A 10,497-nucleotide genomic window follows, 5' to 3' on the forward strand; every position below is an offset into this window, starting at 1 on the left:
CCGCGACCCCCCCCCCCCCCCCACCCGCAGCGCCCGCGCGCGGGCGCGGGGGGGGGCGCGCCGCGCCCCCGGGGAGGAGGGATCAGCGCAGGTGGAGCTGCTGACCCGGGTAGATGACGTCCGCGTCCGGGACGATGTCCTTGTTCAGGTCGAAGACCTTCTTCCAGCCGCCCTTGACCTTGTGGGCGGTGGCGATCTTGGAGAGGGTGTCGCCGGACTTGACCTTGTACTCGCCGTCACCCTTCTTGATCGTGGCGGGACGGCTCTGGCCGCGCGAGGCCGGCTGCGCCTCGTCACGGGTCGACTGCTTCGGCTGCGCCTGCTGGCTCGGGGCGGACTTCTGCGTACCGGAGCTGCTGGAGTTGCCCGAGTTGCTGGAGGTGCCCGAGTTGCTGGAGCTGGAGGAAGAGGAACCGGAGTCGGAACCCGCGCCGGTCGAGCCGCCGCTGTACGAGGCGCCGGAGAGGTTCACGCCGCAGTTCGGCCAGGCGCCCTTGCCCTGACCCGCGAGGACCTTCTCGGCGACGGCTATCTGCTGCGACTTGGATGCCTGGTCGGCGCGCGAGGCGTAGGCGTTGCCACCGTAGGCGGCCCAGGTGGAGGGGGTGAACTGGAGACCCCCGTAGAACCCGTTCCCGGTGTTGATCGACCAGTTGCCGCCGGACTCGCACTGGGCGACCTGGTCCCACTCGGAGGCGGTGGCGGCGGAGGCGGCGGTGGCACCGAGCAGGGGGGCCGCGACGGCGGCACCGGTGATCCCGGCGAGCGTCGCGTAGCGGACGGCCATGGACGGGCGGCGGTGCTTGGCCTTGCTGGAACGCAGCAGCATGGAACACATCTCCTCACCGACGCCTACGAGGTGAGCTGTCGGGTTCGGGCCAATGAGTTGCCCGGTCGCGTGTTCGCACACGCGGCTTCACCCCAAGCCGGCCTCCGGACGTCTCTCGACGGCCGGGCCCGGCGCAAACCTATGGGTCCCCCGCTCCTGCCTTCGGCGCTGAAAGCGACGATTACTCCCCCCGACCGACGGCAGGATTCGGCGTGACGGTCGACGAGGCCCGCGGTGCGAGCGGTTCAGACCGTAATCACAGCCCTGCCGGTTGTTCAAAGGAGCACATCCCGGAAAAAACGCCCTTACCTCCTCCGACGGACAATACGTTTCCGCAGGTGGGACCGGGATTCGCCCAACCGCCGGGGAGAAGAGCCCGAGTTGTGGCAAAGAGACCCTTGTCTCACTTGCGCAGAAGTGGACATACGGTCGCTAACTGACCGCGTTCCGCCCGGATATCGGAGGCGCTGGCCAGGACGGACGCAGCCGAAAGGGCGTCAACGGGGCAGCGTTCAACGGCACTCGCCCGCGCCCGCCCCGGAGTCGTCGGCTCCGCTCGCGCGGGCGGTCGGCGGCGACGCCGGAAGCGGCGGTTCCGGGCGCGCGGCGGACAGACGCCGGCCATCGGAAGCGACGGTTCCGGGGCCGGGCCGGGTCGGTTCACGGCGCCCGGCGGTCGGCTTACGGCCCCCGGCGGGCCGGGTTACGACGCCCGGCGGGCGGCGGGTTACAGCGCCCGGCGGGCCCGGGTTACGGCATCCGGCGGGGCCGGGTTGGCGCGCTCGGGCGGCCGGGCTTCGCGCGGTCGGCGGGGCAGGGGTTCGCGCGCTCGACGGGCCCACGGGGCTCAGGCGGTCGGGGCTCAGGCGGCCGGGGCTCGGGCGCTCGACGGCACGGGCAGGGGTTCAGGCGGCCGGGGTTCGCGCCCTCGGCGGCACGGGCCGCGTTACGGGCCCACGGGGCGAGGGTGGCGCCTCCCGGGCGGGCCGGGTCACCGGGCACGCGGGGCGAGGCGTGGCGTGGGGCCGGCCGCTCCCCCTCCTCCGGGGGCCCCGCCCCCCCCCCGCGGCCCTGGACTCCCGCCGGCCCCCGGACTCCCGGCGCCGGGCCCGCACATGCCGACCCGGGGCCCGGCCGCCACGGACAGCGGGCCCCCCCGCCCCGGGATCGGTGTGTACGGATCAGGTGTGGCCGGTGGCTCAGACCCAGCCGCCGACGACCTTCTGCCCGGCGGTCACCAGGGAGAGGTGGCCGCCGACGGTGGTGACGACGCGCTCCACCTCGCGCTCCACGCCCTCCGTGAGCTTGCCCGCGTCGCGCGCCCCGCCGGATCCGCGGGACGCGCGGCTGTCCGCGCCGCGCTCCTCGGTGCTACCGCCCGGCGTGGCGCTCTCGTCGGCCGCCTGGCCGCGGTGCTTGCCCTTGGACGCGTCGCCCTTGCCGTCGGCGTCGCCCTCGCCGGTCGCGGAACCCGTGGCTCCGGGGCTCGGGCTGGTGGCGTCCGGGGACGCGTCCCCGTCCCGCTCCGTCCCCGTGCCCTTGCCCGTGCCCTTGCCGCTCGTACCGTCGGCCGACGGCGACGTGCTCGTGGACGGGTCGGACGAGGGCGTTCCGGACGGGTCGGCGCTCTCGCCCCCGCCCGTCACCCCCTCCACAAGGCCGGAGACGGCGCCGCCGACCGCCTTCGTCAGCCCGGAGACGCCGGCGCAACTGGACCACGCCTGCGTGCCCTGGGCGGCGAACACCTTCTCCGCCACGGCTATCTGCTGCGAGCGGCTGGCCAGGTCGGGGCGCGCGGCGTAGTCCGCGCCCCCGAACTCGTCCCAGGTCTCCTGGGACATCTGGAGCCCGCCGTAGTAGTCGTTGCCGAAGTCGGCGCTCCAGGTGCCGCCGCTCTCGCACTCGGCCACGTGGTCCCAGGTGGAGCCGTCCGCGGCGTTGGCGGCGCCCGCGCCGAGCAACGGGATCGCGATCGCGGATCCGGCCACCCCGGCGGCGACGAGAAGTGCAGGGGCCTGACGAGGTCGACGGTGTCGGCCGTTCCCGGACATGCGGTTGCCTTCCGTGTGACTGTCCATTCAACTCCGGCATGGTGCTACCGGGTCGACGTGAACGTAGCGGTACTCGAATGCTTGTCACAAGTCGATGCAGCGGAGATCACGCGAAAGTCACAGTATTGACGAGCCGTCAGTTTATTGACGGACGGACAATGGAGCGAACTGCACCGGAAGCGTGCGCAATCCCCTCATGATGAGCCCGCCGCGCCAGCGCAAATCGGAAGGATCTTCCGCAAGCCGCACGTCGGGAAGGCGGGTCAGCAGCGTGGCGATCGCGGTCTGGCCCTCCACGCGCGCGAGCGGCGCGCCCAGGCAGTAGTGGATGCCGTGCCCGTACCCGAGGTGCTGATTGTCACGCCGCCCGAGGTCGAGCACGCCGGGGTCCGGGAAGCGCTCCGGGTCGCGGTCGGCGGCGGCCAGCACGACCAGGACCGGGTCGCCCGCCGCGATCCGCTGCCCGCCCAGGGTCAGCGGCTCGACGGCGTACCGCCAGGTCGCCATCTCCACGGGCCCGTCGTACCGGAGCAGCTCCTCGACCCCGGTCGCCAGCAGCCCGGTCTCACCGGCGGCCAGGGAACTCTGGAGGCGTTCACGTTCGGCCGGATTTCGCATAAGCGTGTACATGCCATTACCAATGAGATTCACCGTGGTCTCAAAACCGGCGAACAGAATGATAAAGGCCATGGCCGCGGCCTCATTCTCGGTCAAATGCTCACCGTGATCGCTCGCCCGGATCAGACCGGAGATCAGATCGTCGCCCGGATTCTCTCTTTTACGGTGGATGAGTTCGGCCAGATAACCGCGCATCTTCTTGACCGACCGGGCGACCCCGCCGCGCGGTCCGCCCGCATGGCGAATCATCATGCCCGCCCAGTCCCTGAAGTCGTCCTGGTCCTCGGGCGGCACCCCGAGCAGATCACAGATCGCGTAGATGGGCAGCGGGAAGGCGAAATCGTGGATCAGGTCCGCGCTGCCCCGCTCGGCGAAGCCGTCGATCAGACGGTCGGTCAGCTCCTGCACGCGCGGGGCGAACTCGGCGACGCGGCGGGGCGTGAACGCCTTGGACACGAGCCGGCGCAGCCGGGTGTGGTCGGGCGGGTCGATATTGAGGAGGTGCGTCATCAGCTCCGCCTTGCGCTCCCCCGGGATACCCGTCTTCCCCCGGGCGTGCGCCGGCTCGGCGTGGTGCGCCGGATTCTTGGAGAGCCGCGCGTCGGCGAGGGCCTGCCGGGCGTCCCCGTACCGGGTCACCAGCCATGCCTCGACCCCGCTGGGCAGCACGGTGCGGTGCACGGGGGCGTGCTCGCGCAGCCAGTCGTACGCGGGGTAGGGGTCGGAGGCGAACTCCCAGGTGAAGAGGGTGGGAGCGGGGCTGGCAGCGGGATTCTCGGGCGCGTCGGACACGCCCCGACCGTAACCGCTGCCGCGCACGGCCCCGGCCGAGGGGCGCACGCCCCGCCCCGCCCCGGCCGAGGGGCGCACGCTCCCCCCTATGACACGTTGACGCGTCTACGCGCCCGTAACGCCCCCGGGCGCACGCTCGGCGGCCAGGATCCTGTCCCGGTACTCCCGCGCCGCCGCGCGCAGCGAAGTCTCCGGGTCGACGCCCGCGCTCTCCGCCCGCGCCGCCAGGGCCAGCAGCTCGTACCCGAGGGACTCGCCCTCCGGGAGGGCGACGTCCAGACCGGCGGTCCGGGCGCGGCCCGCGAGCTTCGCGGCGAGGGCGAGCCCCGGCTGACCGAGCGGTACGCCGTCGGTGACCGAATCGCGCTGCTTCTCGACCGCTTTCATCCGCAGCCAGTGCGCCTTGACCTCCTCGGGGGTGTCGGCGCTCTCGTCACCGAAGACATGGGGGTGGCGGTGGATCAGCTTCTCGACGATCGTGCCGGCGACGTCGTCGATGGAGAACGCCCCGCTCGCCCCGCCGGCCTCGTCCTCTTCCCCGGACTCCGCCGTCCCGCCTTCCGGGCCGTCCTGGGCGATCCTGGCGTGGAAGACGACCTGGAGGAGGACGTCCCCCAGCTCCTCGCGCAGCTCGTCGGTGTCGCCGTCCTCGATCGCCTCGACCAGTTCGTACGCCTCCTCGATGGCGTACTTGGCGAGCCCCTTGTGCGTCTGCCCCGAGGACCAGGGGCATTCGTTCCTGATCCGGTCCATGACCTGGACCAGGTCGAGGAGGCGGGCGCCCGGCAGGTCGTAGGAGCCGGGCAGCAGCTCCAGGTCCGGCATCCGTACCCGGCCCGAGCCGGCCAGCCGGGCGAGGCCGTCCGTCAGCTTCGTGTCCGTCCCGTCCCCGTCGGCGGCGGGGATCACCACGACGGTACGGCCGCCGGCGCACGCCTCGACCAGGTCCCGGGCGCCCGGCGCGGTGTGCTCGACGGTGACGCCGGCCTCGCGCAGATACGGCAACTGCGGATGACCGGCGTCGGCGCACACCACGCGGTCGGCGGCGTGCAGCGTCTGCCAGGCCGGCCAGGACAGCAGGCCGGGGGCGACCCGGTGGCTGGCGGTCAGCAGGACGATTCGGCCGGGGGCTGCGGGAGCTTCGTCTGTCACGTCTCGAACCTACCTCCGGCCGGCCCCCGCCCGGCGCACGGGCCCGACAGGACCGGGGCCGACAGGACCGGGGCCGCGACGTCAGGCGTCCGAGGGCTGCTGCTCCGGGGCCTGGCGGGTGACCTGGGTGATCCACGGCGACTTGGTCTCGCCGAGCCGCACCTCCTGGTCGTTCCAGCTCCCGTACCGCGGGTTGACGTCGATGCCCATCGCCTTCGACGTCTTCGTCAGTTCGGCGAGGACCGTCTGCTGTCCCTCCGGGGTCGAGGTGTTCGCGCCGAACGCCCCCGCGACCTTGGTCAGCAGCACCTCGCGGCGGATCGCCGCGTCGATCTGCCCGGAGGAGAGCGCGCCCTGCTGGAGCAGCATCGCGGCGAACCGCTGCTCCCCGCCCGACTGGGCGGCGGCCCTGGCCCGGGTGTCCTGGATCTCCTTGCGGCTGACGCCGACCCCGGCGTCGTCGGCGGCGCGCTGGAGCACCCGGTCGAAGATCATGCCGTTCAGCTTGGCCTGGCTGAGCTGCGCGGTGTCCTTGATGAGCTGGGCGGACTCGGGGGTGGCCCGCTGCGCGTCCCGTACGTCCCGTACCGCGGACTGGAGCGTGGACACCTCGATCCGCTGCCCGTCGACGACCGCCGCCGCTCCGGGGTGGGAGTCACCACCGCAGGCGGTGAGCAGCGGGGCCGCGGCGAGCAGGGCGACGGAGAAGGAGAGCGCGGTGCGACGGCGGCGGTGCAAAGGGGGCCTCCCGGGGAGATTGTGCGGCGATGCACAAGACCTTGCAGTGATCGATGGTAGGCAGTGGACGTGGCGTGGGCCACTGCTTCGACCAACGATTCACGAGCGGATCGGGGCACGTACCGACGCGAGGCCGCCGCGACCAGGCGTCAGGCCGCCGAATGGCGTCCGTCCGCCGGTGCGTCCGCCGGTCCGACCGCCGGTGCGTCCTCCGAGGGGGAGTGCTCGTGCGGCGTGAAGAGAAAAGCGGATGTGTCCCCATCAAGATCGATGGTCATGGACGCGTCCAGAGCCTTGGCGAGCCGGGTGAGCAGCGTCAGGGTCGGCACCGAGCCGCCGCCCTCGATGCTGGAGATCTGCGGCTGGGTCATCCCGGCCCTCCGCGCCAGTTCGGCCTGCGAAAGCCCGAGTGCGGCGCGCCGGTCGTACACAGCCTGACCCAGCTCGAACGCGTACCCGGCTTCGACATAGGCACGGGACTCCTCGACCGGTTCCCCGAGCAGCTTCCTGGTCCGGCGTGTCTTCCACTGGGAGTGATTCACGCGTTCTCCTCCTTCGTCCGGGCATAACCGTGCACGGCCGGGCCATGATCCGACTCGCACATCTTCTGCATCTGCTGGGCCCGCTCGACCTCGGCGGCCTCGCGCTGCCGGGTCTTGCGGAACACCGTCAGCAGCACGATGCGCCGGTCGGGGGCGAGCCAGTACGTCAGGCGGACAGCGTTGCCGTCCATGATGAACCGCAGCTCCCGCAGCTTTCCCCCGAGGTGACGGGCGTACGGCTCCCCCAAGGTGGTCGGCCGGGCCGCGAGCATGTCAGCAGCGCGTTCCACTTTGTCGTAGTGCGCGTCCGTCAGGAGCTCCAGCCACTCCCGGACCTCCGGTTCGATCTCAATCAGCCACGGACCCACTCGCACCTCCGACTATACAGAAATCCATATAAGCCCGGGAGCGGCGCCTTGGAAGCGCGAGCACCTCCTGAGCCACCACCTTGCGCGCCGGTGACGCCGCGACGCATCCGGGGCAGTCGCCCGGTTCCGGCGCGCGGTAGGCGCGGTCGCAGGTGTCGCAGTTCTGGAGCGGGTCCGGGCGCCGCGCGGCGGTGGGGGCGGGTGCGGCGGGGAGTAGCGGCGGCAGCAGCGCGGTGAGCCGGTGGGCCAGGAAGGCGGCCGGGTGCCGCAGGTCGGGCGGGAGTCCTGCGGCGAGGGTGCGGCGCACGGCATCGGGAGTGGCACCTCGCTCCAGCCAGGCGGCGACGCCCGGGGCGAGGCACAGCACGTCCCGCTCTGCGAGCAGCAGGGCCGGTGCGTCCCGGCGCAGCTCCGCCAGCAGGTCGGCGGCGACGCGCTCGCACTCGGGTTCGGAGGCGGCCGGCCGCGGGAGGGGCGACGGCGGGCGGCGGGCCGTGGTCACCTCCGGTAACGGCGGCGCGGCAGGCGGGGGCGGCGGTACGGGTGACACCGGCAAGGACAGCGACCGCACGGGTGGCGGTGACACGGGTGATGTCGGTACGGGTGATGTCGGCACGGGTGATGTCGGCACGGGTGGCGTCGGCACGGGGGCGGGCGTGGACCGCGTGGGCATCACATGCCGCCGGACCGCACACGCACCCCGGGCGCGGGTCACCTCGGGGTGGTTGTACGAGATGGTCCGGCTGACGATCCGGCCCCCGCGCGCCCGCTCGCGGCGCCGCTCGATGTACCCGTGCGCCTCCAGCTCCCTCAGGGCGGCGGCGATCCGGTCCCGCCCCTCGTCGAACTTCGACGCCAGCGTCCTGATGTCCACCGGGGAGCCCTCGGGCAGCGACTGGATGTGCGTGGCCAGGCCGATCGCGGTCAGCGACAACGCGCGGTGCTGGGCGAGGTGGTTGCCCACGACGGTGAAGCGGGAGGCGTGGGATTCGTGCACCTTCATCACTCCGGATGACGATCCGCGAACCGCGCGATGTGCGGGCACAGCCGCACTAGACTTCTCTTCAACCATGGGGAAGCGACTACTTCCTTTGTGGTCAGGCCCTCGGACCGGGATTGCCGTCCCGACCGGGGGCCGTCGCATGTCTGATGTGGTGTCAGGGCCGAGCCTGCCTCGCCGAACCCGCCAAAGGCCAGCCGTCCAGGGCGAGATCACCCTTGCGGGTGACCTGAACCGGGTGGGGTGGGGTTTGGTTGGTTATTTCCCGGGTTTCTTTGGTCTTTTTCCTCCCGCTCCCCCGGCGCACGGCCCACCGCCGCCAGGGTTTCCGGGCTCCGGTTGCCCGGTCCACGCCGGCGCGGGATCTCGGCGTACAGCACCCCCACCGCCAGACCGGCCAGGGCGAGCGGAGCCGACACGGCTCCCCACAGGACGGGCCCCGTCGCGGGTTCCATCACCGGGCCTCCCCCGAGCCGTCGGCCGGACGGAGTTCGGCCCACACGGTCTTGCAGGGCGACGGCCCCGGCGCGACGCCCCACGCGTCGGCGAGCGCGTCGACCAGGATCAGGCCACGCCTCGACTCGTCCTCCGTGACCACGCTCCGCACGGCGGCGGGCAAGGCGTCGGACCGTGCGTCGGTCACCTCGATACGGAGCGTGCCGGACGCCCGCAGGATCAGCGCGACCCGGAAGTCCCGCCCGGCGACCCGCCCGTGCGACGCGGCGTTCGCCGCCAGCTCGGCGATGATCTGCGCCGCGCGCTCGACGGGCACGTCCCACGTGCGGAGCTGCTCGACGGCGAGCAGCCGCGCGAGCCGCGCGCCTCTGCGGGTGGAGGACAGCAGGACACGGAACTCGCGGACGGGAAGGGCGGGTTGCGGCGCCGGTGGCGACGGGGCGTTTTTGAGGTTCACGTCACACAGCGTGGCCGGATGCGCTTACGCCGACCAGTAGCAGCGCACTTACGGAGGGTGACTGTCTCTTGTCCGGTCCGGCCCTGTCCGGGCTGTCCCTGACCGGCCATCCATGCGCTGACGCCGATGTTGCGGCATACGGACATCTCGGAGGTGTGTGCGGTGAGTACGGACATGGACGGTACGGATCCTGCGACGGACGGAGCCGACGAGCCCGACTGGGAGCCGGGACTTGAGGACGACGACTCGGGCTCCGTGGTGGCGGCGGTGGGCCGGCAGATCAAACTCTGGCGTACGGGCGCGGGGCTGAGCCAGGCCGAGTTGGGCGAGGCGATCGGCTACGGCGAGAACCAGGTCTACAAGGTGGAAGCCGGAAAGCGCATCCCCAGGCCGGAGTTCCTGGACAGGGCGGACGAGGTCCTGGGGGCGGGCGGCAAGATCGCGGCGATGAAGGAGGACGTGAAGGAGGCCCGGTACCCGAAGAAGATCAGGGACCTGGCCAATCTGGAGAAGCGGTCCGTGGAGCTGGGCGCCTACGGCAATCACAACCTGCACGGTCTGTTGCAGACGGAGGAGTACGCGCGAGCGCTGTACGACATGCGGCGCCCCACCCTCTCGCCACGGGATCTCGAACGGTACGTGGCCGCCCGGATCTCCCGGCAGGCGATCTTCACCCGCGAACCGGTCACCGCGCTCTCCTTTGTCCAGGAAGAGGTCACGCTGACGCGTCCCGTCGGGGGCAGAATGGTGTTGCGGCGCCAGCTCGAACATCTGCTGGAAATCGGCCGGTTGCGCCATGTCGAGATCCAGGTGATGCCGACGGACCGCGAGGATCACGCCGGAATGGGTGGGCAGCTCCAGGTGCTGAAGCTCCGGGACGGCGGGACGGTGGGATACGTGTCAGGGCAACTGACCACCCGCCTGTTCTCCGCCCCGAAGGAGGTCCAGACCCTGGAGTTGCGGTACGGGATCATCCGATCCCAGGCTCTCAGCCCACGGGAGTCGCTGGCCTTCATCGAGAAAGTGCTGGGGGAGACATGACCCGCGAGTCGTCGACAGGGACCACGGCCGGACCGCAGTGGTTCAAGAGCAGCTACAGCGGCAGCGACGACAACGACTGCGTGGAGGTCGCATCGGCGCCCCACGCGGTGGTCCTGGTCCGCGACTCCAAGAACACCCACCGCCCCCACCTCGGCTTCACCGCCACCGCCTGGACCGACTTCGTCCCGTACGCCTCGGAGCGCTGACCGTATGGCTCCTCCCGTAACCACCTACTGGATCAAGAGCAGCCACAGCAGCAACGAGGGCGCTGCCTGCGTCGAGGTCGCCACCGCTGCGGGCGCGGTCTTCGTCCGCGACTCAAAGGACATACGGCACCCCTCGCTCGGCTTCACCACCACCGCCTGGGCCGACTTCGTCCCGTACGCCTCGGAGCGGGGGGGGGGGGGGCCGCCGCCGCCGGCGGGGGACGGGCGCCGTGCGAGGGCCGCCCCC

At 71.9% G+C, this 10,497-nt stretch carries 12 protein-coding genes and 1 riboswitch; of the genes, 3 read left to right on the forward strand and 9 right to left on the reverse strand.

Annotation, left to right across the window (positions count from 1 at the left end):
* Window positions 1–82: 82 nt before the first annotated feature.
* From ACFXPK_RS26920 to ACFXPK_RS26960, 9 genes are all read right to left on the reverse strand, one after another.
* The gene (locus tag ACFXPK_RS26920; protein WP_385079473.1) at window positions 83–826 is read right to left on the reverse strand and encodes a transglycosylase family protein; all 744 of its coding nucleotides are present in this window, start codon (window positions 824–826) and stop codon (window positions 83–85) included.
* 8 nt (window positions 827–834) lie between these two features.
* A riboswitch (cyclic di-AMP (ydaO/yuaA leader) is annotated at window positions 835–1,007 on the reverse strand.
* A gap of 1,021 nt (window positions 1,008–2,028) precedes the next feature.
* Window positions 2,029–2,880, reverse strand: coding sequence for a transglycosylase family protein (locus ACFXPK_RS26925; RefSeq protein WP_385079430.1), 852 nt, complete (start codon window positions 2,878–2,880; stop codon window positions 2,029–2,031).
* A 141-nt stretch (window positions 2,881–3,021) separates the two neighbouring features.
* Window positions 3,022–4,290 carry a cytochrome P450 gene (locus tag ACFXPK_RS26930; RefSeq protein ID WP_385079433.1) on the reverse strand — a complete coding sequence of 423 codons (1,269 nt, stop codon included), beginning with the start codon at window positions 4,288–4,290 and terminating at the stop codon, window positions 3,022–3,024.
* Window positions 4,291–4,395: 105 nt separating this feature from the next.
* Window positions 4,396–5,442, reverse strand: a complete 1,047-nt coding sequence (locus ACFXPK_RS26935; RefSeq protein ID WP_385079436.1) for a nucleoside triphosphate pyrophosphohydrolase — start codon at window positions 5,440–5,442, stop codon at window positions 4,396–4,398.
* An 81-nt stretch (window positions 5,443–5,523) separates the two neighbouring features.
* Window positions 5,524–6,180: a SurA N-terminal domain-containing protein gene (locus ACFXPK_RS26940; protein WP_384998606.1), complete on the reverse strand. Its 657-nt coding sequence runs from the start codon at window positions 6,178–6,180 to the stop codon at window positions 5,524–5,526.
* A gap of 149 nt (window positions 6,181–6,329) precedes the next feature.
* A complete protein-coding gene (locus ACFXPK_RS26945) occupies window positions 6,330–6,722 on the reverse strand; it encodes a helix-turn-helix domain-containing protein (RefSeq protein ID WP_385079440.1) in 393 nt (130 codons plus the stop codon).
* Window positions 6,719–7,096: a type II toxin-antitoxin system RelE/ParE family toxin gene (locus tag ACFXPK_RS26950; RefSeq protein ID WP_385079443.1), complete on the reverse strand. Its 378-nt coding sequence runs from the start codon at window positions 7,094–7,096 to the stop codon at window positions 6,719–6,721. Before ACFXPK_RS26950 ends, ACFXPK_RS26945 begins: the two co-directional genes overlap by 4 nt.
* Window positions 7,071–8,093 (reverse strand): helix-turn-helix domain-containing protein, encoded by a 1,023-nt coding sequence (locus tag ACFXPK_RS26955; protein WP_385079446.1) that lies wholly within the window; start codon window positions 8,091–8,093, stop codon window positions 7,071–7,073. The genes ACFXPK_RS26950 and ACFXPK_RS26955 overlap by 26 nt, the downstream gene beginning before the upstream one ends.
* 451 nt (window positions 8,094–8,544) lie before the next feature.
* A complete protein-coding gene (locus ACFXPK_RS26960; protein ID WP_385079449.1) occupies window positions 8,545–9,003 on the reverse strand; it encodes an ATP-binding protein in 459 nt (152 codons plus the stop codon).
* Window positions 9,004–9,177: 174 nt separating this feature from the next.
* Here ACFXPK_RS26960 and ACFXPK_RS26965 point away from each other — a divergent pair, with 174 nt between their 5' ends.
* From ACFXPK_RS26965 to ACFXPK_RS26975, 3 genes are all read left to right on the forward strand, one after another.
* Window positions 9,178–10,044: a helix-turn-helix domain-containing protein gene (locus ACFXPK_RS26965; protein ID WP_385079476.1), complete on the forward strand. Its 867-nt coding sequence runs from the start codon at window positions 9,178–9,180 to the stop codon at window positions 10,042–10,044.
* Complete coding sequence (locus ACFXPK_RS26970) at window positions 10,041–10,250, forward strand: DUF397 domain-containing protein (RefSeq protein ID WP_385079451.1); 210 nt, start codon at window positions 10,041–10,043, stop codon at window positions 10,248–10,250. The genes ACFXPK_RS26965 and ACFXPK_RS26970 overlap by 4 nt, the downstream gene beginning before the upstream one ends.
* A gap of 4 nt (window positions 10,251–10,254) precedes the next feature.
* A partial coding sequence (locus tag ACFXPK_RS26975) for a DUF397 domain-containing protein (RefSeq protein ID WP_385079454.1) occupies window positions 10,255–10,497 on the forward strand: 243 nt, incomplete at its 3' end.

Origin of the sequence: Streptomyces sp. NPDC059142, from assembly GCF_042755665.1 — a bacterium.
Lineage (GTDB): Bacteria > Actinomycetota > Actinomycetes > Streptomycetales > Streptomycetaceae > Streptomyces.

Coding starts and splice junctions, on each gene's coding strand:
- ACFXPK_RS26925 (WP_385079430.1), bottom strand. CDS start 2,880: ATGTCCGGGAACGGCCGACACCGTCGACCTCGTCAGGCCCCTGCACTT.
- ACFXPK_RS26955 (WP_385079446.1), bottom strand. CDS start 8,093: ATGAAGGTGCACGAATCCCACGCCTCCCGCTTCACCGTCGTGGGCAAC.
- ACFXPK_RS26965 (WP_385079476.1), top strand. CDS start 9,178: ATGGACGGTACGGATCCTGCGACGGACGGAGCCGACGAGCCCGACTGG.
- ACFXPK_RS26970 (WP_385079451.1), top strand. CDS start 10,041: ATGACCCGCGAGTCGTCGACAGGGACCACGGCCGGACCGCAGTGGTTC.